Origin of the sequence: Microcoleus sp. N9_A2, from assembly GCF_036701775.1 — a bacterium.
In the GTDB taxonomy this organism is placed as follows: Bacteria; Cyanobacteriota; Cyanobacteriia; order Cyanobacteriales; family Microcoleaceae; genus Microcoleus.
On the sequence record NZ_JAUBRH010000011.1, the window covers coordinates 45858 to 71066 of the forward strand.

Annotated in this window: 24 protein-coding genes; 15 read left to right on the forward strand and 9 right to left on the reverse strand. The window is 46.2% G+C overall.

The genetic code is table 11. The annotated features are described in order from the left end of the window. Positions 1-259: 259 nt before the first annotated feature. Positions 260-739, forward strand: a complete 480-nt coding sequence (locus tag QUA44_RS09305; RefSeq protein WP_333250016.1) for a hypothetical protein — start codon at positions 260-262, stop codon at positions 737-739. 76 nt (positions 740-815) lie between these two features. Here QUA44_RS09305 and QUA44_RS09310 read toward each other — a convergent pair whose 3' ends face one another. The 4 genes from QUA44_RS09310 to QUA44_RS09325 form a co-directional block, all read right to left on the reverse strand. Beyond that, positions 816-1718, reverse strand: a complete 903-nt coding sequence (locus tag QUA44_RS09310; RefSeq protein WP_333250014.1) for a peptidoglycan-binding protein — start codon at positions 1716-1718, stop codon at positions 816-818. A 139-nt stretch (positions 1719-1857) separates the two neighbouring features. Beyond that, positions 1858-2703, reverse strand: a complete 846-nt coding sequence (locus QUA44_RS09315) for a glycoside hydrolase family protein (RefSeq protein ID WP_333250012.1) — start codon at positions 2701-2703, stop codon at positions 1858-1860. Positions 2704-3202: 499 nt separating this feature from the next. Beyond that, a complete protein-coding gene (locus tag QUA44_RS09320) occupies positions 3203-5530 on the reverse strand; it encodes a S8 family serine peptidase (RefSeq protein ID WP_333250010.1) in 2328 nt (775 codons plus the stop codon). 803 nt (positions 5531-6333) lie between these two features. Continuing rightward, entirely contained in the window at positions 6334-6732 is a 399-nt protein-coding gene (locus tag QUA44_RS09325) for a transcriptional regulator (RefSeq protein ID WP_333250008.1), read from the reverse strand. A 328-nt stretch (positions 6733-7060) separates the two neighbouring features. Here QUA44_RS09325 and QUA44_RS09330 point away from each other — a divergent pair, with 328 nt between their 5' ends. From QUA44_RS09330 to grxD, 3 genes are all read left to right on the forward strand, one after another. Then, the gene (locus QUA44_RS09330) at positions 7061-7684 is read left to right on the forward strand and encodes a hypothetical protein (RefSeq protein WP_333250006.1); all 624 of its coding nucleotides are present in this window, start codon (positions 7061-7063) and stop codon (positions 7682-7684) included. A 42-nt stretch (positions 7685-7726) separates the two neighbouring features. Next, the gene (locus tag QUA44_RS09335) at positions 7727-7987 is read left to right on the forward strand and encodes a BolA family protein (protein ID WP_006634035.1); all 261 of its coding nucleotides are present in this window, start codon (positions 7727-7729) and stop codon (positions 7985-7987) included. Between the two features lie 201 nt (positions 7988-8188). After that, entirely contained in the window at positions 8189-8512 is a 324-nt protein-coding gene (grxD, locus tag QUA44_RS09340; RefSeq protein ID WP_172192602.1) for a Grx4 family monothiol glutaredoxin, read from the forward strand. Between the two features lie 293 nt (positions 8513-8805). Here the strand turns inward: grxD and QUA44_RS09345 are convergent, their stop codons facing one another. Beyond that, positions 8806-9060, reverse strand: a complete 255-nt coding sequence (locus QUA44_RS09345) for a DUF6761 family protein (RefSeq protein WP_333101986.1) — start codon at positions 9058-9060, stop codon at positions 8806-8808. Positions 9061-9655: 595 nt separating this feature from the next. Here QUA44_RS09345 and QUA44_RS09350 point away from each other — a divergent pair. Further along, complete coding sequence (locus tag QUA44_RS09350; RefSeq protein ID WP_333179760.1) at positions 9656-10390, forward strand: response regulator transcription factor; 735 nt, start codon at positions 9656-9658, stop codon at positions 10388-10390. Positions 10391-10416: 26 nt separating this feature from the next. Here the strand turns inward: QUA44_RS09350 and QUA44_RS09355 are convergent, their stop codons facing one another. After that, complete coding sequence (locus QUA44_RS09355) at positions 10417-10767, reverse strand: 4a-hydroxytetrahydrobiopterin dehydratase (RefSeq protein ID WP_333250004.1); 351 nt, start codon at positions 10765-10767, stop codon at positions 10417-10419. 267 nt (positions 10768-11034) lie between these two features. After that, positions 11035-12402: an aldehyde dehydrogenase gene (locus QUA44_RS09360; protein WP_333250002.1), complete on the reverse strand. Its 1368-nt coding sequence runs from the start codon at positions 12400-12402 to the stop codon at positions 11035-11037. Between the two features lie 304 nt (positions 12403-12706). Here QUA44_RS09360 and QUA44_RS09365 point away from each other — a divergent pair, with 304 nt between their 5' ends. Next, positions 12707-13627: a glycine betaine ABC transporter substrate-binding protein gene (locus QUA44_RS09365; protein ID WP_333250000.1), complete on the forward strand. Its 921-nt coding sequence runs from the start codon at positions 12707-12709 to the stop codon at positions 13625-13627. Positions 13628-13655: 28 nt separating this feature from the next. On the opposite strand, the gene QUA44_RS09370 is transcribed toward QUA44_RS09365, so the two are convergent. Both QUA44_RS09370 and QUA44_RS09375 read right to left on the reverse strand, forming a co-directional pair. After that, the gene (locus QUA44_RS09370) at positions 13656-13883 is read right to left on the reverse strand and encodes a DUF4926 domain-containing protein (RefSeq protein ID WP_333249998.1); all 228 of its coding nucleotides are present in this window, start codon (positions 13881-13883) and stop codon (positions 13656-13658) included. Positions 13884-13952: 69 nt separating this feature from the next. Continuing rightward, the gene (locus QUA44_RS09375) at positions 13953-16226 is read right to left on the reverse strand and encodes a bifunctional (p)ppGpp synthetase/guanosine-3',5'-bis(diphosphate) 3'-pyrophosphohydrolase (RefSeq protein WP_333249997.1); all 2274 of its coding nucleotides are present in this window, start codon (positions 16224-16226) and stop codon (positions 13953-13955) included. 462 nt (positions 16227-16688) lie between these two features. Here QUA44_RS09375 and patD point away from each other — a divergent pair, with 462 nt between their 5' ends. From patD to QUA44_RS09420, 9 genes are all read left to right on the forward strand, one after another. Further along, on the forward strand, positions 16689-17087 hold the full coding sequence (gene patD, locus QUA44_RS09380; RefSeq protein ID WP_333249996.1) for a heterocyst frequency control protein PatD: 399 nt from the start codon (positions 16689-16691) through the stop codon (positions 17085-17087). 45 nt (positions 17088-17132) lie between these two features. Next, positions 17133-17717 carry a zf-TFIIB domain-containing protein gene (locus QUA44_RS09385; protein WP_333097139.1) on the forward strand — a complete coding sequence of 195 codons (585 nt, stop codon included), beginning with the start codon at positions 17133-17135 and terminating at the stop codon, positions 17715-17717. A 613-nt stretch (positions 17718-18330) separates the two neighbouring features. Continuing rightward, positions 18331-20004 carry an ABC transporter ATP-binding protein gene (locus tag QUA44_RS09390; protein ID WP_333249994.1) on the forward strand — a complete coding sequence of 558 codons (1674 nt, stop codon included), beginning with the start codon at positions 18331-18333 and terminating at the stop codon, positions 20002-20004. Between the two features lie 126 nt (positions 20005-20130). After that, complete coding sequence (locus tag QUA44_RS09395) at positions 20131-21204, forward strand: RNA polymerase sigma factor, RpoD/SigA family (protein ID WP_333249992.1); 1074 nt, start codon at positions 20131-20133, stop codon at positions 21202-21204. Positions 21205-21479: 275 nt separating this feature from the next. Next, on the forward strand, positions 21480-21965 hold the full coding sequence (locus QUA44_RS09400; protein WP_333249990.1) for a GNAT family N-acetyltransferase: 486 nt from the start codon (positions 21480-21482) through the stop codon (positions 21963-21965). Between the two features lie 200 nt (positions 21966-22165). Continuing rightward, on the forward strand, positions 22166-22372 hold the full coding sequence (locus QUA44_RS09405) for a glycogen debranching protein (RefSeq protein WP_333249988.1): 207 nt from the start codon (positions 22166-22168) through the stop codon (positions 22370-22372). A gap of 242 nt (positions 22373-22614) precedes the next feature. Next, positions 22615-23610: an AEC family transporter gene (locus tag QUA44_RS09410; protein ID WP_333249987.1), complete on the forward strand. Its 996-nt coding sequence runs from the start codon at positions 22615-22617 to the stop codon at positions 23608-23610. Positions 23611-23809: 199 nt separating this feature from the next. Continuing rightward, the gene (locus tag QUA44_RS09415; protein ID WP_333249985.1) at positions 23810-24094 is read left to right on the forward strand and encodes a DUF433 domain-containing protein; all 285 of its coding nucleotides are present in this window, start codon (positions 23810-23812) and stop codon (positions 24092-24094) included. A 123-nt stretch (positions 24095-24217) separates the two neighbouring features. Then, positions 24218-25168: a hypothetical protein gene (locus QUA44_RS09420; RefSeq protein WP_333309653.1), complete on the forward strand. Its 951-nt coding sequence runs from the start codon at positions 24218-24220 to the stop codon at positions 25166-25168. Positions 25169-25209: the final 41 nt, after the last annotated feature.

Genomic DNA, 25209 nt, shown 5'->3' on the forward strand with positions numbered 1-25209 from the left:
ATTGATTTGGTTGAGTTATTCAACACATTTAACTGTGTTTGCTTTATTTCCGGTTCGATAGTAACTTTCTGCAGATTTAAATGTTACATACTTAGTAGCAGTTTGATGGGTCGATCGCACTTTTTTAAAGAATGGTTAAGATTGCTGATGTGTAGCTAGGCATTCGTTAAGCTATATTGACGGGTTTTTACTCATCAGCTTCGCAGGCAAAGGATAATCAGCAATATTCTAGTTAACCATAGTCGGGAGACAAGTAATCATGGCAGAAATTGAAGTTCTTGTAGAAAGTTTGTGGGAACTTGATGAGGATCAGCTAGCAGCACAAATTGGCGATCGCGCTCAAGCCATAGAGGATGATGTGGCTGGACGTGGAACAACAGGAATAGACCCAGCTTCCCTGGATTCGATTGATGTGAATGTTGGCGCTAGAGCATCGATCGATCTCAGGCTCCTAGAAACTGGCCAGCGGTTGTTCGATGGCGTAAACCCCTTAGTTTACGATCTGATGTGCAAACCGCTGGGAAACGATCCACAGACTCAGAAAATCCTCGATGAAGCGATCGGCCAGAATTACACTAAAGCTGCTGGGATGTTAGCTCCTGTTCTCATCTCTGGACTGGGACTTGCTCCTGCTATTGCTACTCTCGTCGCTACGTTGATTATCAAAAAGATTGCCAATTATAGCGCTACTGCAATTTGTGACAATTGGAAGCAAAACCTGCCCAAACCCACAAGCTGAGCTATAAACGGAACTTCCACCGAAGGCGGTGGAAGTTCTGTTAGAGGTTTGGTGAACTCGATCGCGCGCTAACACTTCAACCTATTTGTTCGCGGGTTTTGAGAGCGACAATTCCGTCGGGCTTCAAACCTTTTTTCTGCTGAAATTCCTTGACTGCTGTATCTGTTCCCGGCCCAAATTCACCGTCAGCGCCAACTACAACGCCAGCTTTGTTCAAAGCTTCCTGAAGCTTGATCACATCTGAGCCTTCCATTCTCGGCATCGCCAAGCGCAAGGTTCTGGGGTTGTCATCCCACGGCGCTTTAGCAAACCCTTGAGCAGGCGATTGATTAAGTGCATCCTCGGTTTGGGGGCCAAAGCCGCCATCCTCGCCAATCTGTGAATCAGGGTTGTTCAGATTCCAAAGCTGCTGAAATGCGAGTATTGAGTTACTGCGAAGATCGATCGTCCCGTCGCCTATGTAGTCGAAGTGAGGCGGATCGCCCGCTAAGGGCTCCCAGCCATATGGTATCAAATAAGATTCCCAGCCTCTGGCATCTTCAATGTCGATCGCTAGCCCTGTTTGGTGATTGCTGGTGCCTGGTGGCGCTACAGGATTAGAGTTGTTGAAGCGATCGTTATACAATAACATTTGCTGAGCGATCGTGCGGTAAGCAGAGTTCACCTCCATCGTTTGACCTCGATCTTGAATAGCTCTCTGAAGTGCCTCTTTTGCCGGGGTTTGTACGTAGGGAAAAGCTGCATCCAGCAAGTCTACATTAAGGTCATCAAAACTGACAAAGGCATCTGGCATCATCAGTTGCAGTTGATAAATCAACTGTTGAGATAAGCCATTGACCACCGCAGTCGAAGACATGGGGGCATCTTGGAGCAATCCCGGGAAACTGCCTCTAAGTTCCAACATATCCCGTTGGACAAATTCTTCACAGGCTTCGATAATTACAGGTTGATTAAATAGAATGTCGCTTGAGTTAGTCATGGTTTTATCCAATCTATTTGAATTTGGTCAGTCCTGGATTCATAAACTCTATCCGTCGGGGATGCACACCGCACCTTACCTCCACAGAGCTTGTGAAAATTACTTGATCGTGTAAGTCTAATTGGTTATACAATCGATTTTATAGTCCCAATTCTTGGCGTGTTTGGGCGCCGACAACACCATCCGCCGTTAGCCCTTTTTGCTGTTGAAACTGTCGCACAGCACGATCGGTGTCTTTACCAAAAACGCCATCTGCTGAAACATTTATTCCTGCCGCGATCAGGGCTTCTTGCACTTGACGCACCTCCTCACCTTCCATTATTGGCTCGGTAAGTGTGAGAACCCGAACTTCAGGCATTCCTAAAAACAGAGCTTGCTCGGCCAAGCGCCTGCGTGTCAGCCCTGGCCAGGGTTCACCATTGACTTTATTCCACACAGGAAACTGATTGGCTGCTCCTTGATAATCCCCGTTGTTCAATAGCTTCAGAAGAGTTGAACCTCCAAAACCTTCTGTTCCTGGGCCCACGTTGAAACAGAAGCAAACCAGTGCAGAAAACTGGTTGTCATCGATCTCAACTTCAACGGCATCCTCAACATAGGATTCAAACTTTTCTAAATCTTCCCTCAGCAATTCTTCTGCTTGCGTTTGGCTAATAGTCAGTTCTGGATAAACATCATCGCCCGTGTGTCCGTAACCAATTGTCCAAACTCCACCGCCATCATCATAAGCAGTGAGTTCACATCCTTCAAAGGTAGTGAGAAGCTTGAAACCTTCTTGATTGATATGCTTTGAACCTCTGGGTTCTACCACATCAGGAGGTTGTTCGTCTGGAGGATGAATATGATATGTTTTAGCCACACTGAAGCTTAAAGCATCAATTAATGCTTTTACTTCCCCATTAGTCTCCGTGACTTTAATAGCTAGGTCGTCTTTGATTTCGTATACGTGACCATCGCCGAAGAGTTCCAACGATCTTTTTGGCATTTTAGTTTTTCCTTTTTACAAGGTAGGTTCAGTGACAAGAGGCATCTTGAGTAGCCGAACGCAAAAGTTTTGCCTATTTTCAAAATGAGTTAAAAGAGTCTATTAATTAATGATTTCGATCAAAAGTCTTGGCTTGACTGGTAATTTGGTTATTATATAGGTCTGTTCCACAGTCATGTTCGCGATTTACGCAAACCTTTACAAAAATTCATTCACCTTGACAATCGGCTTACCCAATCTCTCTGATTCACTACGCGCAGTTTTGGCTCATATTCCCCAGATGTAACTCATCTTATTGCAATAGTCCCGACTGTTTTTGATTTGCAGTCTGAAACCCTGAATTTCCCGGAAAGTAACTCGATATGTAAAGCTATCATCAGAAGAGCGACTTTTCGTCAGCACTTACGAAAAGTGGTTTGACTCGCGAATTATAGCGGCTTCAGTCCTCGAATTTATGCGGACTGAAGTCCTCATTACGAACCTGTTTTACTGTTCTTGGCTAGACAATGTAAGGAGAATCGATCGCCTTTGCCCGATTAATCGCCACCAAAGTCTGGTAAATCAAAACCGAAATCTCAGCGCGGGTAATATCCCGCTGCGGCGAAAGCCAATCGCGGGAAGGATAATTAACCACAATCTTCAAAGCTGTTGCTGTGGCGATCGCACTTAAAGCATAATTAGGAATCTGAGAGCGATCGATGTAAACTTTCAAAGAATCAGGATTGCCGCCCTTGAGTTCCAAACCGTTAACCAAAGATACGATCGCCTCACTCTTAGTCAAATTCTGATTCGGGCCGAACTTCAACCCCGGAAACCCCGCCAAAAAGCCGCCCCGATTTGCCCGTTCGATCGCACTTCTCGCCCAAAAACTAGCAGAAACATCAATAAAATTTGTAGCCGGCGCCCTCGGAATCGGACTAAACGCACTCACCAACAGCGCCGCATATTGAGCGCGATTTAAACTGTCATCAGGCCTAAAAGAACCGTCAGGAAAACCGCTAATTATATTCGCCGCAGCCAAAGCTTCAATAAACTTCTGTGCCCAATGTCCAGAAATATCGCTGAACACCGCACCCCCGATATTCGGATTGCCGCCGCCCTTTCTCACCGCAGCTTGCACAGCTTTAAAAGCATTCACTTTCCCGTAACCAAACCAATCGCTGCGGCCGTTGTTAGGATCGTAATTTCCCATGCGATTGCCCAACTGGGGATCGGGATCGGGATCGACAATTTTCTCAGCAGTTTGTTCGAGAATTCCCCGCACTTCCCGCGCTGTCAAACGGGGGTTAGCCGAAAGTATCAACCCTGCAACCCCAGCGACTACTGGAGTGGCGCTGGAAGTACCGCCAAAAGTATTAGTATAGTCCCCCCAGTCGTAGCCCCGATCGCCCACTCGATCGGCAGTAAACACCCCCAAACCGGGCAAATACTGCGTCACCTCCGGCGGCGTGCCGATAAATCCGGTTTCTGGCAACCAAGTTCCCGGCGGCGCGTTGTTGCTGGGGGCGCAAACCGAGATGCTGGTGCCCCAATTGCTGTAAGCTGCTTTTTTGTTGAGGGAAGTGGAAGCGCTGACGGCAATTACGTCTGGGTGAACGGCAAATCCGTTTAGCCATCTAGTTTGACCGCCCACGACGTTGTTGGGCCAGCCTTTTTCGTTAATTGTGCCGTTGACTGGGCGGTTGGCATTCCCCGCAGCGAACAGAATAACGCAGCCTCTGCCGCCCCGCCCTTGGGTTGCTGCTTTGGTGATGACTGCACTCTGCCGCAGGGAAAGGGGATAGTAAACTGCCGCAGGCCCCCAACTGCAAGAAATGACGGCGGCCCCTTTTGCGATCGCCCAATTAAATATTTTTTCGACAGAATCGTCATCGAGAAAACCCGTGGTACGGATGGGCATCAGGGCGCAGCCGGGGGCGACGCCGACAATGCCTTTGCCGTTTTCTTCAGCAACGGCGACGCCGGCACAACTTGTGCCGTGGTTGTCTGAGTCGGCTACGGGCATCGGGGAAGTGTCGCCGTCTTTGAAATCGATGGGTGAGACGATTTTGCCTTGGCCTTGAAAATCTGGGTGGGTGATGTCAACTGCATCGTCGGCGATCGCAATTACGATCGATCGAACTCCGCGAGTCAGGTTCCAAGCTGGTTCTGCATAAATTTGAGCACCGCCGACAAGTTCGTTGCCGCCTTTGTTGTTTAGATACCACTGTTTGGGATAAAGCGGATCGCGGGGCGTGTAATGCTGCTGCGTCTCTACTACAATGTTGGGTTCAGCTACCAGAACTTCTGGATATCTTGTCAGGCGGTTGGCAATTTTGACCGGGTTTTCTGTTGCTTGTTTGGTGACTTCGCAGACGAAGGTGTTGGGAATTCCTTCTACTGGCCGGACTATTTTTAAAGCTGCTGCATTGGCGATCGCTTTTCGCGATTGTTCGTCTACTTGTTCGCCAAATTGAATGGTAATTTGGTCGGTTAAATAAAAGAATGTACTGGGATTGTTCGCGGGGCAATAGACGTGGCTGGCAAAAGCTACAGCATCGCTGGCGCGGGCTGCTTGCATTGCTGCTTCTAGGCGATCGGGTGTAACGAGATATTCTTCCAGATTGCTTTGGCCGACGCGACGGTTGAGTTTTGCCCCAGTTGTTGCAGTCCAATCATTTGAGGCTGATGCTGTTGATGAGGGGCGGACTGTAAAGCGGTTGGGAACTTTTGACAGCAGCAATTCATCGCCACCGCGCTGCAAAATCAGTGCCAGACTTTCATCTGGGACTCCAATTCCTTGATAATTTTGGAGAGTGTCGGAGGTGGGTTTGCTGGGTTGTACCATCAGAAATGTTCCTGTTTGATTTTGATGTAGTCTTACCGAAAAACTGGGTCTAAAGCCCCGTCCTTTTAGGACGGCTTTAATTAACTTTAGTTTTTGTTTGAGTTGTCTAGTCTCATTAATATATTTATTTTAAGTTTTTTTGTATTTTATTCCAAACTTTGTATTTTATTCAAAACCTGGTAAAATAAGACTTATGTCACAGGTAGAATAACCGCCGATACACATGAGACACCACGCTCAAACGACTGGTCGGAAAATAATAATGGCTAGTGGGTGGCGAAAACCACGAATAAACATAGCTAGGCTAACTAACGTAAGCTAAGATCAGAGACTAAACTTTTTCGAGATAAAACGTACTGTGGGACACACAGAAACAAGAGAAAAAATTCTCGAAAGCTTGGGGAGACAAACCCTCTGAGGTTATCTAAGTTAGGCTCGATACTTGGCTCTTTTGAGCGGATATCTGGTTTAAGTATTGCCGAAAGGATAGATGATTTTAAGGTCTGTCGCAGAACCAAGAATCCCTGCACCTTCAGGTCAGGGAGTGTCAATATATTCTCAAGAACAGGCAGGATGCCTGTTCCACAAAAACTGAATTTTCTTCTTGTGGGGAGTAGGGGTTGGGCTTCTAGCCCGCCCGTAAAAGGTTTATTAACAATGATTCAGCAAATCCCTCAAACTCACATCTTGCACCATTGTCAATAAGCCTTTTCTGAACAGGCAAGATGCCTGTTCCACAAAAGATAAATTTTCTTGTGGAACAGGCATCTTGCCTGTTAAGCGAGAATGGTGCAACATCTCAGTCAAATAAACACGCTAGGATTAACGTTGAAAAATTCTCCCAGCGCCTTAGCTTGGGCTTTGCTAATCGCCCGTTTCCCATTAACCACCTCAGAGACTACTCCTTTGGAACCAATCACGCCCACTAAATCGGCTTGTTTGAGTTCGCGAACTTCGATGAAATGCAATAGAACATCCCGGGGAGTCACTTCTGGAATTGGGTAATATTTTGATTCGTATTCTTCGATCAACAGCCCCCAGAGACTCAGTAAAGTTTCTTCTTCTAGAGTTAATTCTTCCTGGGACATTAGGGATTCGACTTCTGCGAGGGCAAGATCATTATCTTCTTCGTTCAGGATTGGCTTAGGCTGAGATTTAGCCAGCAGTTGACCGTAAGCTGTTTTTTCAATTGTGATATTCATGGTTCGTTCTACTGTTGAATTAGATCGGGACTTACCCATCAAAACCAAATAAACCGGGTTTTCCACCATTTTTAAAGCCTCAAAGCCAGTATTTAGGTAAAAAAACCCGGTTTCTGCGTCCAGGACTAGATTGCCGGGATCTGTCTAATCCCCCGCGATTTCCTGGTTCAATCCAAAATCTAAAATCCAAAATCTAAAATCCAAAATCGATCGCCCACCCTTTGACATTTGCACAAAATTGGTTTACACTTAGCCGGTTGCGATCGCCAATGGTAAGATCGGCTCAAGCTAAATATTTTTTTAAAGCGCACAGGCGCAAAGTAATTTCATGGTATACTCTGGAACTGTTTGTTGGCTTCGCTCCACTGCCCGGATTACGATCGGGGCGATCGCAGCTTTTACCCTGTTGCAACCGCTCCAAGTCCAAGCACAACAACCTTCTGCGCCAGAGAACCAACTGCAAGTCGAACCTGCCGACGACCCCACAGACCCCAACAATCTTCGCCCTCTGACGCAAGACAGCAGCTTGCTGAGCGTCCCAGGAGGCCAGCGTTTGATGACAGAAGCCAGCAGTGCTATTTCCAATCAGAATTACGCACTGGCTACTCAAAAACTCCAAGAATCCCGCCAAATTTTCAATCAACTGTCCAACTTCTATCAACAACTGGGTAGCAGTTTTGCCGGAATTGACATCCGCTTGGCCGAAAGCCACCGCACCAAAGCTGTAGAAACAGCCCAAATGCGCGACGAAGCTACCTACCGACTGGCGTTGGTACACCGGGCGCAAAATAAACCGGAACTGGCTGTGCCCCTGCTGATTCAGATTATTCGATCGCAGCAGCCAACTCGCGACTTGGGCAAGAAAGCTTACCAGCAGTTACTGGAATTGGGTTTTGTGGATGCGCCCTATCCCCGGCCTGCCAGCAGTCAACCGAGCTCATCGACAAAATAGTTCCACTAAAATCTAAATTACAGCCGTTTATCACAGAAACCAATGGTTACACCGTCTCAAGTAGCAGAAATGATTAAGGCAGGGTTGCCCGACGCTAAAATACAAGTTGACGATTTGACCGGCGGCGGTGACCACTACCAGGCGAGAGTCGTCTCTGCAGCCTTTGAAGGAAAAAGCCGAGTACAGCAGCACCAACTGGTCTACGGCGCTCTCAAACAGGCAATGGCTAGTGAAGCCATCCACGCTTTGGGCTTGGAAACGTTAACTCCTGCAGAATGGGAAGCGAAGAATCAAGTTGCTTAATTGTTGACTTGCAAGTGGGTATCACAAGTTTGTGCTGGTGTCAAGAGTTGCTTGAAATAGAACTGCTCCACTTACGCACAAAAACCCAAAAAATCCGGTTTTTTAACCGGAATCTATGGCTGTAACGAAAGATTGTCCTAAAAAACCCGGTTTCTGCGTCAGTCAACGTTTAAAAATTTTCAAACAATATTAGGAGCTACCATGACTACAGCAGCACATGAAAGAATTGACGAGTTGGTTAAGCAAAACAAAATCATGGTATTTATGAAGGGCAATAAGTTAATGCCCCAGTGCGGTTTCTCTAATACTGTGGTGCAAATTCTCAATACTTTGGGAGTGCCTTACGAAACTGTTGATGTTTTGGCAGACCAGGAAATTCGTCAAGGCGTTAAAGAGTATTCCCAATGGCCGACAATTCCCCAAGTCTATATCAACGGTGAGTTTATTGGTGGCTCGGATATTATGATCGAGATGTATCAAAAGGGCGAATTGCAAGAAGTTGTAGAAGTGGCTTTGGCTTCTTAAATTAGACAGAAAAAACATTTCCCCGACTTCTTAAAGAAGTTGGGGAAATAACAGCAATCGCGTTTTACTTTGAATTAAGTTGATTTACTTAATTATTCGTTCCCAGGCTTTGCCTGGTAACGCAATGCGGTCGGCTCGACCTCCAATTTTTAGGCTCCGAAAGCGAGGTCGAGCCTCTGGACATGGGTTCCCAGGCAGAGCCAGGGAACCCGTTAAAATTCCCAATTCCCAATTCCCAATTCCCAATTCCCAATTCCCAAATCATCAAGGGTTTATCAAACCGAATTTGCTATTTAATAGTAGTCTGATTCAGCCTGTGTCTGTGTCTGTGGCATTGCAAAATTGGATGGGTCGTGAATGTAACGCGCTGCTTCTTCCTCTAGTCTGTGAATCAGATAGGGCTCCAAACTGTTGGAATGCCGCAGGGCTGCTAAATAGCCGTCTAAGTAAAGCCGCAGGTCATCGAAGCGATAACCTCTATTCCACATTTCGACGAGGGCGTCGGTGAGTTTTTGGTAGTGCCGGATTGTTTGGGTGTCTTGTAGCATAGTGTGAGTTTGAAATCCTTTGTGGTTTGTATAATGACGGCGGGATTTAGGAATGACCTCGATTGATGCTGAGTGGCTCAGCTTGAGGCTATTTCTAAATAAAAGTTTTTACCCTGCTCAACAGGCTACCCTCCATAAAAAATTTCACTCGTTGCAATGCAGTTGCTCGACTTTTTGCGCGCACCTAGATAATTCGCTGTGCGTTTAATGGAGTCGGGATGTTGCTGAATTTTGCGGTCAAAGTGGGTGAGTGTTCCGGCTACCGAGCGAACGGTTGGAGGAATTCTAGTTTCACTTGCGCGATTTGTCAACCTCCTGGGAGTGGGGACTGGGTCAGGGGGATCGCTTTTAGCTGGCGGTTGGGGCATGGGGTCGATCGGCTTTACACTGTCTTATTTTCATTGTAAGCTCATCGCCAGAATGATTTAACCATTCTGCAGGCTGACCCTGCTAAATTAACCCAATCTTTAAAATTCCTGCCCTAGGTATGTCCGCTGCTTTAAATGCAGCTCATGCTTGAGTAGCGATGGTTACAAAAGCTTGACAAAAGCTCTGTTAACCTTGTAGCAATTAGTGATATGGGAAGCTCGCCTCTGTGGAATCTGCAAGTATTTCAATTGTTGAAGGGAATCCGCACCTGCGATCGCTCTTGGGCTGGCATCTACAGCAAGTCGGTCACTGGGTGCACCAGTCAGCGGATATCAGTCACGCTAGGGAAATATTTTTCAGCCGCCAGCCAACCCTAGTCATTCTGGATGCCCAATTGCCCGATGGGGACGGTTTGGAATTTTGCAACTGGCTGCAACAGCAGCAGCAGTCACTGATTTTGATGCTGTCGGCGCGGAATTCGGAATCGGATATTGTTGAAGGTTTGAAGGCGGGGGCAGACGATTACCTGACTAAACCCTTTGGGATGCAAGAGTTTATGGCCAGGGTGGAAGCTCTGATGCGCCGCAACCGCACGATGGTACCGCCGGCGACGCTGGAGTGCGGGCTGCTGAAAATTGATTTGGTGCAGCGCCGAGTGAGGTTGTACGAGGAACATATTGAGTTGACTCCCCAGGAATTTAGCCTTCTGTACGTGCTCGCTCAAGCTGGAGGAGTGCCGCTGTCGCGCTCGGATTTGCTGCGTCGGGCCTGGCCCGATGCTATTGATAACCCCCGGACGATCGACACTCACGTACTCTCTCTGCGTAAAAAAATCGAAATCGACCCGCGACAGCCGAGCCTGATTCAAACTGTACGGAATGTCGGCTACCGACTCAATCTGGAGTTGTTGAATAATGCCAATCAACCGCATTCCCCAGTGCCTAGGGCGGTGCTTTCTTAAACTACGATCGGGCTATAAGTCGGATTTTATTTGGGGAATTGATTGGCGATCGCATCTGTTTTCGCCGCCATAATAAAATCATTGCGATGCAGTCCAGAAATCGCGTGAGTCCACCAAGTAACGGTAACTTTTCCCCACTCGGTTAACAGTGCGGGGTGATGTCCTTCGGTTTCTGCTGCTTCGCCGACGCTGTTTGTAAAGGCGATCGCACTTTTGAAATCGTGGAATTTGTAAGTGCGTTCTAACTGGGGAATGCCATTTTTTTCGATGAAATTCCACTCGGGAATTTGAGGTTTTAGTTGGACAATTTCGTAAGCTGTGACGCGGGGAGAGTTGGGGCGGCAGGCGGCACAGCGTTTTTTTGATAAAGGTTCCATAAATTCCTTTTTAGCGATCGGATGCTAAAAGATATTATAGACATTTTTAATGTGGATTATTTGGGACGGGGCAACTGTCCTTTAAGAGTGGCGTAGACATTGTGATCGAAATCGTTCATAAAACAGATCAGCAATCCTTTAAAATTTAAGGAAATTTTCCTTCACCGTGGAATCGCTTGACCGATAATATCAGGAAGGGGCGGGTTGATTTGGCTATCTCGCTGATATTGTAAACGTTGGTGAACCCGCCCCTGCAAGTGCGATCGATCAACCTATAACTTTCTTAATCAAATCCAACTTACCTAGATAGGGAGCGTACCGCCATTTTAAGTCAAGTAAAAATGACTTTTGCAGGACGCTTTTTTGATGAGAAAAAGTGTCAAAACTTGCTTTTCCGTGATAGGTGCCGATGCCGCTGTCGCCAACTCCGCCAAAAGGTAAACTTGTTACTCCGACTTGCATAACCGTGTCGTTTATGCAAACTCCGCCGGAAGAAGTTTCGCGCAAGACTCGCTCTTGTTTTTCTTTATCCTTCGAGAACAAATACAAAGCTAGGGGTTTGGGACGCGCGTTGATTTGGGCGATCGCCTCCCCGAAATCATCATACTCCAAAACTGGCAAAATCGGGCCGAAAATCTCATCCTGCATCACAGGCGCATCCCAGGAAACCTTGTCGAGAACCGTGGGTGCAATATATTTATCTTCGGGGTTTGTTTGACCGCCGACGACAACTTCTCCGTCTTTGATAAATTCTGCCAAACGTCCTAAATGATGCTGATTGATAATTCGGGAATAGTCGGGACTTTTCTGCGGATCGTCGCCGTAAAATCCGTGAATTGCTGTTTTAATTGCCTGCATCAAATCGGGTTTAACTTTTTTATCAACTAACAGGTAATCGGGAGCGATACAAGTTTGACCGGCATTGATGAATTTGCCCCACGCAATGCGTTTAGCAGTGTATTCAACTTGAATATCTGAGTCTACAATGCAAGGAGTTTTGCCGCCTAATTCTAATGTGACGGGTGTTAGGTGTTTGGCGGCGGCTTCCATGACTATTCTACCGATTTTTGTGCCGCCTGTAAAGAAGATGTGGTCGAATTTTTCGGCTAATAATTGTTGGCTGATTTCGACTCCTCCTTCGACGGCGGCTACGTAGGCGGGATCGAAGGTTTTGGTAATCATGTCGGCGACAACTGCCGACGTGTGTGAGGCGATTTCTGAAGGTTTGAGGATGGCGCAGTTGCCGGCGGCGATCGCCCCGACTAAAGGTGATATCATTAGCTGAAATGGGTAATTCCAAGGCCCGATGATTAAAACTACGCCCAAAGGTTCTGGGTAAATGCGGGCCGATGCTGGGAATTGATCGATCGAAGTAGGCACTTTTTTCGGCTTTGCCCACGATTTTACATTTTTGATGGCATAATTAACTTCTGCGATCGCAGCAATTTCAAAATAAGCCTCGTACTCCGGCCTGTTCAAATCAGCCTTGACAGCATCCACAATCCGTGATTGATTGGAAACGATCGCACTTTTGAGCTTCTTGAGTTGTTCGATCCGAAAATCCACATCTTTAGTTTTCCCAGTCGCAAAAAATTGCCGCTGCTGCTGGATAATATCGCTGACGCTGATTACCATTTTTTGTCCTCCATGTCTATAAATAAATGTTACAACAGGAAAACGGAACTTGGTTCAGTTGACAGTTGACAGTTGACAGTTGACAGTTGACCGCAAGATAGCGACCTCTACCTGGAAGTCCGAGGATTGGAGTAATGAATAGTCTTCTTTTAATTTCTCCCTATAAGGGAGAGGCTTTAAACCAATTCTTTCTGGTAAAGTGCGATCGGTGTTAAAGCGCAGACTTGTTGAAAAAGTCTGCGATCTGGGCTTTATGCTATAACTTATAAGGTATTAATTGTAGATTTTTAATTTGAGTTAAGTCATGAAAATATCTAAGAACGATTTTTTTTTCTATTCCTGCTGGCTGCTTTGCTTGCTTGCAGTAGCAGGATGTACCTCTAAGCCCGAAAAGCAAGTTGTCATCTGCTCGAAAGACTTTACCGAACAAGTCATCCTCGCAGAAATTTTAGCACGCCATATCGAAGCTAAAACAGATCTCAAAGTAGAACGAGAACTGAATCTCGGAGGTTCGCTTTGCCATCAATCCCTAACAGCAGGTAAAATCGATTTGTACGTCGAATACACGGGGACTGCTTACGCCAACCTCCTGAAACAGAAACCGATTTCCGACCCCAAAAAAGTCTTCGATTACCTCAAACAAGAATATCCCAAACAGTTTAAAGCAGAATGGACGGAACCGCTGGGATTTAATAACAGTTTTGCGATTATTGTGCGGGGAGACGATGCCAAAAAACTCAATTTACAAACTCTCTCGCAACTTGGGAAAGCTTCACCTAACCTCCGGGCTGGTTTCGGCCCAGAATTTAACGAGAGAGAAGATGGATTTCCCGGATTGGCTAAAACTTACGGGATTAAATTTCGAGAACAACCGAAGGAGTTGCTGTTAGGATTGCTTTATCAAGCCCTGCAACAAAAAGAAGTAGATGTGATTGCTGGCAATACGACTGATGGTTTGATTCAAAGTTTAGGTTTAGTAGTTCTCAAAGATGACAAGAACTATTTCCCGCCCTACGAAGCAGTTCCGGTTGTGCGATCGCAAATTTTGGAAAAATACCCAGAATTGCGTCAAGTCCTCGCAGAATTGGGCGGCAAAATCTCCGAGGAAGATATGCGACGACTCAATTATCAAGTTGATAAGAAACAGCAGGAAGCTGGAGAAGTCGCCCAGGAGTTTTTGCTGCAAAAGTTGGGCGAGCCAAAGCCAGTAACTCCGGGGAAATAAAGGGTTTAAATTTTAGTAGATTCCCGCGTCAGCCTACTTTTGCAAGTTGCAAAACAGGAGCTTTTATTGCTTCAATCTGGAACTCGGCAACTTCAACTGTAATTGCTTCGACATTAAAACCCTCTAAGCTATAACCATCTTCTTCACATTCAAGCATCTGGTAGTGTTCAACGATAGTTGCTGTAGCACCTTTTTTTAGATTATATTTGGGGATGTCTTCTCGCAATGCTATCTCTGAAAAAATTTCAAATTTCATGGGATGAACCTTGTATTAGCGCATGGTAAGGTGCGCCGCGCGCACCTACAATACAGTTAGAATTTCCTCTTAAGTCCCTTCACTCAGCCTCCGCAAATTCAAAATATCGCTCATCTTTTTAATTTGCATACAAGTCCGCTCGAACTGTTCCTTATCCTCAATATCCATGCACAAATCAATTAATGCGGGCAAACCGGGATAGGTTTTTACTTGAGCGCTGCGGACGTTGACTTTGTTGTCCTTTAAATGCGACAATACATCGTTGAGAACTCCTACTCGATCGAGAGCCTCAATTTGAATGTTGACAGCATAAGTATTCGGGCGGCTAGCATTGCGATCGCTCGAATTCCAACTTACGGGAACTAACCGATCGCCCGGTACGCTCTCAACATTGGAACACCCTTGCCGATGAATCGAAATTCCGCGAGTGCGAGTCACAACTCCAATAATTGATTCCCCAGGAATCGGACAGCAACAGCCGGCTAAATGGTAAAGCAATCCCTCTACACCTGCGATCGGCGATTTGCTCGGAGATGAACTCGGTAGTGGTTTCGGTGTCGTCGATGCAGGTATTAGCTGGGGTACTTCGTGGGTTCCTGCGGGAGCAGCTTCAATTTTTTGCTGCACTTTTACTAAATCTCGCAGTCGATTGACTACGAGATTTAAGGTAACTTCGCCGTAGCCCAAACCGGCGATTAAATCTTCGACGCTGTGGTAGTTGCAGCGCTGAGCCACAGACTGCATGGGTTCAGATTTCAGCAAAGATTCTAATCCGTTTTTACCTAATTCTTTTTCCAGCAATTCCCGCCCGCGAGCAAGATTTTCATCTCGGTGCGATCGCTTCAACCACTGACGAATTCGGTTTTTTGCTCCGTTTGTCTTGACAAAATTCAGCCAGTCGGAACTCGGATGACCATTTTTTTGGGTCAAGATTTCTACAATATCGCCGTTCTTTAAAACCTTGTCTAGTGTTACCATTCGCCCGTTGACTCTCGCACCGGTGCAGCGATTGCCAATTTCTGTGTGAATGCGGTAAGCAAAATCTACGGGAGTTGACCCGCTATTGAGAGCAATCACGTCTCCGTTAGGAGTAAAAACGTAAATATCTTCGTCGAATAAGTTGTCCTTAATGCTTTGTAAATATTCGCGATCGTCTTTGAGGTCGCTTTGCCATTCTAGGAGTTGCCGCAGCCAAGTAAATTTTTCGTCGTCGCCGGTGACTGTTGTGTTAGAACCGCCGGTTTCTTTGTATTTCCAGTGCGCGGCAATGCCGTATTCTGCAATGTGGTGCATTGCTACGGTGCGAATTTGCACTTCGATGGGGCGGCCGCTTGTTCCGATTACTCCTGTGTGCAAAGATTGATAGCGGTTGGCTTTTGGTAAACCGATATAATCTTTAAAGCGGCCGGGAATGGGGCGGAAAGAATCGTGGACGATCGCCAAAGCCCGATAACAGTCATCATTAGTTTCTACTATGATCCGCACCGCAGCAATATCGTACACTTGCTTAAATCCTTTTTGGCGACGCTGCATCTTCCCATAAATCCCGTACAAATGTTTGGGACGGCCGCTAACTTCATAGCATTTAATGCCTAAATTGTCAAGCCTTTCTCGCAAACTATCTGTGACTTCTGCGAGTTGAGTTTCTCGATCGCCTCGCTTCTCCGCTACCAATTCCTGAATTTCGCGGTAAGCTTCCGGTTCCAGGTATTTAAACGCTAAATCTTCCAATTCCCACTTAAAGCGCCCGATACCCAAACGGTTCGCCAGGGGAGCAAAAATATCTCGGGTTTCTAGGGCAATACTGCGCTGCTTTTCTTCGGGCAAATGCTCCAAAGTCCTCATGTTGTGCAGCCGGTCTGCCAGTTTGACGACAATGACGCGAATATCTTTAGCCATTGCTAGGAACATTCGGCGGAAATTTTCCGCAAGGCGCTCTGTTTTGCTGGAAAAATTAAACTTAGAAAGCTTGGTGACACCTTCAACCAACTGTCGCACTTCAGCGCCGAACCGCTGTTCTATTTCTTCGAGAGTAATATCTGTATCTTCAACAATGTCGTGGAGGAAGCCGGCGGCAATCATGACGTTGTTGCCGCCCATATACCGGAGTATTCCAGCGACTGCTACCGGATGGCAAATGTAAGGTTCTCCTGATTTGCGGTACTGTCCTTCGTGCAAGTCGCGGGCCAATTCAAAGGCCCGACAAATTAAGCTGTCGTCAGCCGAACAATTCTGGTTAGAACCCGCATCAGGCTGCGATCGAGTATTCAGGCATTCTTGCAGCCAATCGGGAACTACGGCAGGATCGATCGAAGGAGAGGGAGTCAGAGTGTTCGCGTTCATGGGGTACACCTTTAAAACTTAGAAATACAAATGGTTAAAAGCCGGTTTTCGGTTGAATTGCCGAAATTATGTGTTTAGCTATACTAAACTAATTGAATGCCACAATTTGCAATTCAAAAAAATAGTCGATTTTTCTCAAACTATACCTATGTAATCCCGAGTCGCCCCCCCTCGTAGGTAGGAAAATATAGTGACACCACTGCCGCCGCCGCAGTCTGTCGATCGGGGAAAATCGGGTAAAATAAGCATATTTTGGCGGTAGCAGTTGAGGTTGCGGGGGATCGGCATTTACCGGCAACGCTAAACTAAAAGCAGCAGCCAGAAGGGTAGAGTCAGGGCAGCAAATCAAAAAAAGCTCTCACAAAACAGGGAATTGCTCCAAAAACGCACGGCTTCCCTCCATATGAGCAAACTTAAGTAAGTATCTACTTTGATTATAAATACAAATTTGTTTACAAAATCATGATATTGTCCGAAGACCGTCGCCAGTGCTACCAAGAATTACAGCAAGCACTAGAACAACTACAAAGAACTGCTGCACAGGATAATCTGGATCGGGCCGCGCTGGCGATCGAATACACAAAAGTGCAACAATTTTTCGGAAACCAAATTATGAGAGCCGAAAGCGATGAGTTAGACGCCTCAGAAACACCCCCAGAGCAGTCCTATTTGACGGAAATTCACAAGCAACTGCGGTTATTGGGGACAGATGTCACGTTTTTGCAAGCGTCGCGCCAGCCAGCGACAGCAAAGGCGAGGCAAACTGCGGCGATCGCGCGGCTTAACACGCTAATTGGCTACTGTGGCGCGCTGCTGCAAAAAAATTCTGGTTCTTCAGGGCCCGCCCAGATACAGAATTAATAATTGAATTAACAGGGAATTAATAAGGCAAGGAGAAATAAAGCGGTGGAATGTCCAAAATGTAAACATCCCAATTTAGAAGGCGGTACCTTAGCTGGCCGTATGTCGGTGCAGTGGTGTCCCAACTGTTACGGTATCTGGATTCCAGGCAGAGAATACGAAGCTTGGCAAAAAGAGCAGAGCCAGTGGTACAACAAATCCGAGAAGCCTGATGCGACAGGGACTCTCGGCATAGAATTCACCCCGTCTGTCTACGACAGCAAAGCAGCGCTGTGTCCCGAAGACGGTCACTATCTGTCGCGGGCGAAAGTTCCTTTCAGCAGAGTGCCCTTTTACATAGAGCGCTGTATGTTGTGCGGGGGCATTTGGTGCGATAACGGCGAGTGGGACATTCTCGAAAGTCTGGGATTCCACACCGAAATTGACAAGATGTTTTCTCCGAATTGGCAAGCTAAGGCCCGCGTGCAAGAACTCGCCTCTCGGGAACGTCAAGTGCTGACTGAGAAGCTGGGGCCGGATATCGCCGGATATGTGTTGGAACTCGCGGAAGTTTTAGCAGACCATCCTCACGCAGATTGTGCCGCTACTTACATACTGCGGAGAGCTGAGTTGAAGCGCAGGGAAATTTAGTCAGTTATTAGTTGACAGTTGACGGTTGACTGTTAACGGTTGACTGTTGACTGTTGTTAGTAAGCGGTGGGTCGGTTAATGATGTAGTGATAAAATCTTTTGACGGTTGACTGTTAACGGTTGACTGTTGACTGTTGTTAGTAAGCGGTGGGTCGGTTAATGATGTAGTGATAAAATCTTTTGAGGGTTAACTGTTAACGGTTGACTGTTGACGGTTGTTAGTAAGCGGTGGGTCGGTTAATGATGTAGTGATAAAATCTTTTGAGGGTTAACTGTTAACGGTTGACTGTTGACGGTTGTTAGTAAGCGGTGGGTCGGTTAATGATGTAGTGATAAAATCTTTTGAGGGTTGACTGTTAACGGTTGACTGTTGACGGTTGTTAGTAAGCGGTGGGTCGGTTAATGATGTAGTGATAAAATCTTTGTTTGTAGCAATTTCTATTGCTATTTACAAACAGCATATCGGTCTCTTGCCAATAACTAATAAGTCGTGAAGAATACTAATAACTAGCAACTAACGGCCAGTATATTGATAAATAACAACAGACAACAGTTAACAGACAACAGACAACAGACAACAGACAACAGTTAACAGACTAAGGACTAATGACTAATGACTAATGACTCTTCTCTATTTTCAGTTGACAATCTGCGAGTAGCTTATCCTCAGCGGCGGGGCCAATCCGGTTGGGCCGTTGACGGGGTTTCCCTGACGCTGAAACCGGGGGAAAAGCTCGGATTAGTTGGGGAGTCCGGGTGCGGTAAGTCAACTTTGGGAAGGGCGGCGATGCGGTTGCTGCCGGATTCAACGCTGATTGAGGGGCGAGTTAGTTTTGCTGGAGAGTCGGTGTTTGATATGAATGCTTCGCGGCTGAGACGGTTTCGGGGCGAAGCTGTAGCATTGATTTTTCAAGATCCGATGACTCGTCTTGATCCTTTGATGACTGTAGGAGAACATTGCATCGAGACTTTGCAAGCTCACAGACCGAATTTGGATCGCAAGCAAGCTAAGAAACGGGCGATCGAGATTTTGGAAGCTGTGAAAATTCCCGCCTCTCGCTGGTCGCAATTTCCCCACGAATTTAGCGGCGGAATGCGACAAAGAGTAGCAATTGCTTTGGCTCTTTTGCTCGATCCGAAGTTAATTGTGGCGGACGAACCGACTACAAGTTTGGATGTAACTGTAGCCGCCCAGATTTTGCAGGAATTAACCCGACTTTGCGCGGAACGGGGAACGGCTATTTTGCTAATTTCTCACGATTTGGCGATGGTGGCTGAGTATTGCGATCGCATTGCGGTGATGTACGGCGGCAAAGTCGTGGAAACAGGGCCGGTGCTGGATGTTTTTGAACGCCCGCAACACGAATATACTCGATCGCTCCTCAAAGCAGCTTTGCACATTCAAGCCGATTCTGACAAAGGGTTAGCATTCGAGGAAATCAGGACTGAAGTCGTTACTGCAAACTTAACAAATTCGCCTCTTTTGACCGTAACGAATTTGCAGCAACACTACAGTTTAGAAAGCAATTTATTAGATCAGTTGTTTTCCAGGAATCGCCAGGTAATTAAAGCAGTAGACGGCGTTAGTTTAGAGCTACAACGGGGAGAAATCCTAGGGCTGGTGGGGGAGTCCGGCTGCGGCAAAAGTACCTTGTCACGCACGATTTTGCAGCTAATTACCGCGACTGGCGGCAAAGTGGAATTTCAAGGAATAGATATAACTGCCCTGAACCGCGATGCTGTGAGGAAACACCGCCGCGAAATGCAAATGATCTTTCAAGACCCCCACGCTTGCCTGAATCCGATGATGACTGTCGGGCAAAGTATTGCTGACCCTTTGTTTATTCACAAATTAGCTAATGCCCCGGAAGCTAAAAAACAAGTAATGCAAATGTTAGAGCGGGTGGGTTTGACTCCAGGGGAGGATTTCTTTGGCCGCTATCCGGGGGAATTGTCAGGCGGACAACAGCAGCGAGTTTCGATCGCCCGCGCTTTGATTACTCGGCCGCAACTGATAATTTGCGACGAACCGGTGAGTATGCTGGATGCCAGCGTGCAGACTCAAGTTTTAGAGCTGATGTTGGAGTTGAAGCAGGAATTTAATTTGACTTATCTGTTTATTACGCACGATTTGTGGGTGGCGAGATTTTTTTGCGATCGTATTGCGGTAATGAATGCTGGAAAAATTGTTGAAATCGGTAAGACTAGGGATATTTTTACTAATCCGCAGCACCCTTACACTCAGCAATTATTGCAGGCAGCTCCTTTACTGGCTCGAACTCAATAAAAAGGTCTAAAATTGGGGCAATCTAATTTCTGTCACGGGCTTCTAGATGGATTTCGGAAATTTCCGGTTAAATTGGTTAAAGTTAAGGGATACTTTTCAAATCATCCCACGGACACCAAGCATTATATGGCAGAATCTGACCTAGGCAGTTTTGCGGTGGCCTCCGAAGCCTCACTCGCAATCGCAGAGGATGAAGACACTGAGATCGATCGTCCGACGGTAACTCGATCGTCAGCATACAACAACTGGTCTGCCGACGATCCCGTGGGAGCTTTGTTCAAAGAAATGGCTCGCTATCCTCTACTGACTGCCACCGAAGAGGTGGAGTTGGCGCGTCGCATTCAAGAATTGGTAGCCCTTCTGGAAGTAGAAGAGCGTTTAAAGCAGGAATTGGACAGAGTGCCAACAAAAGCTGAACTCGCCGCGGCTTTGGGGGTGAGCGAAACTCAACTGCAACAACTTCGCCACCAGTGTCAGTCGGCGAAACGGAAAATGATCAGCTCGAATTTGCGCTTGGTGGTTTCGATTGCCAAACGCTATCTCAACCGGGGCGTGCCTTTTCTGGATTTAATTCAAGAAGGAGCTTTAGGTTTGAATCGAGCTGCCGAAAAGTTTGATCCGGAGAAGGGTTACAAATTTTCTACCTATGCCTATTGGTGGATTCGCCAAGGAATTACCCGGACAATTGCCAATCAAGGGCGGACAATTCGCTTGCCGGTTCACATTGTCGAACAGTTAAATAAACTCAAAAGAGTTTATCGGGATTTGAGGCGTTCTCTTCAACGAAATCCAACTGAAACTGAACTTGCTAGAGAAATGCAAGTTACTTGCGAACAGCTTCGCTACCTCCAGCAAGTACGTCGGCAATCTTTGTCTCTCAACCACCGCATCGGCTCAGAAGAAAGTTCGGAACTTTTGGATGTTCTCGAAGATAACGCGACGCAATCTCCCGAAGCTCAGATGAATGAGATGATGATGCGCCAAGATATTTTGGAGGTGTTGGACAGTATTTTGACTGAGCGGGAAAAAGAGATTGTTGCTATGCGTTATGGTTTGCTGACCGGCGAACCTTACACTTTAGAAGAGGTGAGCAGTTTGTTCAATTTGTCCCGCGAACGAGTCCGTCAAATTCAAAATAAGGCAATGCGAAAGCTGCGCCGCCCTCAAGTGACGGAACGATTGAAGGGCTGGTTGAAATAAGCTAAAAACATTGAGTTGGCATTTTGAAAAATCTTAAAATTATTGTGGGGGACACTCCGACCCCGCCGTATATAACAATTTTTGCAGGAGTCGTAAACTTTTTACCCTACCCCAACCCTCCCCTTATCAAGGGGAGGGAGTAAGAAATTCACCAATGATTTAGGATTGCTATATATGCTGATTCAATGTGGAAAAACTTAATTAAAAATTACAAATTAAAAATGTCTTGATGTGGTATTTTTAATTGTTGATTGTCGCGTACTACTTACTTATTTATGTCTTCTGAGGTAATTTTGCGTCCAGCTACCCGCGCCGACGTGCCCGTGCTGTTTGATTTGATTAAAGCTTTAGCTGAGTACGAAAAATTATCTCATGCCGTTACTGGTAATGCGGTTGATTTGGAAAATCATTTGTTTGGCGTGAGACCTTTTGCTGAAGCGATTTTAGCGGAGTGCGAAAATCGAGTTGTGGGCTGGGCGCTGTTTTTTTACAATTATTCTACTTTTTTGACTCAGCCGGGAATTTATTTGGAAGATTTGTTTGTGATCCCTGAGTTTCGAGGGCGGGGAATTGGCAAGTCTTTGATAGTTTATTTAGCGCAGTTGACGGTTGAAAGGGGCTGCGGGCGTTTGGAATGGAGTGTTTTGGATTGGAATGAATTGGCGATCGGATTTTACAAGGGTATCGGTGCTGATGTGATGCCCGACTGGCGGATTTGCCGGGTTGCGGGCGAGTCTTTGGTGACTTTGGCCTCGAAGTAATTTTATCAGTTCGCGATCGCACTCGCCCGTCTCAGAAACCGGGTTTTTTGCGGGATCTGCGGTTGGCAACGCGTCTTTTCGGAAAAACCCGGTTTCTGGGCACCCGTGCGTCAATTTTTTGTTGCGTAAATCCTAGTAAATAATTGGCAAAAATATAGGAAAATTTAACTAACAGTAGATTTTGATTGAGAGAATAGATCGTGATTATTTGGGTAAACGAGCAAATCGATCCGTCGGGCATTCTTTATTCCTGCATTGCTTGTTGCGATGAGACTCAAGCGCAGGAATGCCACCAATCTTTTGAGCAGAATTTGACCCCAGAGCAAAAACAACAGGGCTGGGTTGCTACCTTGCGAACTGTTAGTTCTTGGGATGATGTGCCCGTTAATGCTTTGAAATTGAATTGATCGGTGCAAGTCGAGCAGATTTAGTCTCGCCGTATTTCGGTGCGAAGGAAACGGCAGGAAAACGTTGCGCGTCTGTTCGGAAATTTTAGGGCCCGCAGTGCTGCGGACGCGCAAGGGCGAAAAAGCGGGCAAGTGCGATCCAATAGCTGCAAGCTCCGCTAACGACAAATCGCATTTCTCAAACGGGTTTTAGCATTACTATTAATAGATAGAGGCATTTCAAATTGTCAAGTTAAATTTTTATGATTGAAACCTTATTTCACGCTTATACGCCTCTAGTTATCTGGACGGGCTTGGGACTGCTGCTGTTTCGGTACATCCCAGTTGATTTTCCCAAGCTGCTGAGCCACTTTCTTTTCTGGATTGGGATACCGCTGCAAATTCTAGTTTTAGCCCGTCAGAGCGATTTTTCGGGTGCTGTGGGATTCACGCCGGCGATCGCCATATTCGTGTTATTTCTCAGTACGAGTTTAGCTTGGTTGACTTGGCTGTTATTGCGCAAGCTGAGTGCGGCCCACATCAAAAAGCCCTATTTTCAGGGCAAAAATTCTCTGGTTAACTTATTTTTATTAAATTTTAATTCCCTGAAGCGATCGAGCCAAGGGAGTTTTCTCCTAGCTGCGATGTTAGGAAATACCGGCTTTGTCGGATTAGCAATCACCCCCGCTATCGTCAGCAGCGATAACAACAACTGGGCTGTCTTGTACAGCGTCACTAACAATGTTATTGGAACTTATTGTTTCGGTGTATTTATTGCTAGCTATTTTGGGAATTCCGAGCAAAAAAATCACTGGTGGACTCAGCTCCGGGACGTGCTGACAGTTCCCGCCCTGTGGGCTTTTTTAATTGGTTTTTATACTAGAAACATCCCCCTGCCCGAGACGGTGGAATCGGGATTGCAGACTGCTGTTTGGGTGGTAATTGCCAGTGCTTTGCTGCTGGTTGGCATCCGGCTGAGGTCTATTAAGAAATGGGAAAGTTTTGAACTGGCGTTAATCCCGTCGCTGTTAAAAGTGGTAATTGTGCCGGTGCTAATCGGATTGGGTGCTAGTTATTTCGGATTGAGTGGCGATCCGAGGTTCGTGTTGGTGTTGATGTCGGGAACGCCCACGGCTCTTTCGGTGCTGATTTTAGCAGAAGTCTACGAGCTCGATCGCGATTTGTTAGCTAGCAGCATCGCCATCACTTCTGTCGGGTTGCTGTTGATGCTTCCGCTGTGGTTAGCTGGGTTTAGTTGAAGTTGGGCGATAGCGTGGGAGTTAGAAACCGGGTTTCTTCACTAAATGGGGCGTGAGAATTCCAAGACGATCGCAGAAACCCGGTTTCTTGGATTTTGTGGCGCGTTACTAAAACAGGAAATAAACCCAACACTAATGATTGTTGCCAGACTTTTGAGAGTTGTTATAATATAGAAATAACTTCAAGGAGGTTATAGGTATGACAACCATATCCGACGAACAAACAGCTATTCTCCGTACCGAAAGAGGACTGTCTATCGCAGGTACGCGCATCACCCTCTACGACATCATGGACTATGTGACTGCTCAATATCCGCCTAAGTTTATCAAGGGATTGTTTGACCTTACAGAGGAACAAATTAACGCAGCTTTAGCTTATATTGAGGCAAATCGCGCCAGCGTTGAAGCTGAGTATCAAATGGTGCGGTGCTTAAGGAAGCTGAAGAACTGCGGCTGTACTATGAAGAAAAAAATCGCGATCTGATTGCCAGAATTGCGGCGCAACCACCAAGACCGGGAACGGAAGCTGCATGGGAAAAGCTTCGAGCCGCGAAGGCAAAGTTCAAGTCTGAGCTATAGTTTTTCATACTAAAGTATGATAGAGTTAATGTATCAGCAAATCCTTAAATACTATGATCAATATAGTGTTTTAAAAGTGATATCCATGTTAAAAGAATTAAAAACCATTACTCTTGCAACTCTGCTGGTATTAGGAACAGCTAAACTGGGTTCTACTGCACCTCTACCAAGTCCTAATAATCAAGGGGATTATACGGGAAGATATTATCATACTTATTGGGAAGTAGTAGACCCAGACCCAAAGGGGTTAAATTGTCGTATGAATTCTTCTTTTGAAGAATTTATGCGTGTTGACAACCGCACTCCATTTGATGTTTTTAATTGGTCTGTAGTTGGTGTTTTAAAACAGGGGCAGCGTTTTGAAAGCTTTCCTGGTAATGCTGGTGTTACTTTCCTTGATACCAGGGGTTTACCTTGGCTTTTTGTAGGAAAAAACTACACTGCTGGTGCGGCGCAAGGTTGTTTTATTCGCGCTAATAGTCAATTTGTCAAACCAATACAGATGTCACCGACTCGCGTAGAACCTCAAGCGAGTCAACCGCTCACAAGTTCCACGGCACTACCGATGAAGCTTGGTTTTGACGAAGGATTTGGATCGATTGTAGTACCAGAAAGTGATACCAGAGCATCGGCCTATGGAGGACGCTTAAGGCGATATGATGTTCACATTGCTAAAATGTTTGAAGTCACTCACTTTATGTGTCAGGAGGGGACTTTAACACCCGGTATTACATGGAATTACGAGGCTGGAGGTGGCACGATTAATATGGGAAGTTTTGAAATAACCTGCCGACTTGCTAATCAAATAGCTAGTGCCTATGGTTTAGGTAAATCGGAACCTACGAATATTACTTTTTCGGCTGGTGAAATCGGTCGCCCCGATGTCAGAAGTTTCAACATTCCTATCCTAAATATTACAGGTGATAAAGTACCACGTTGGATAAGTTTTGTGCAGGGATTTCAGCCAGTGAGAAGGTAGGGCGAACACAGATAATATGCTCTACAGTCACTTAGAGTAAT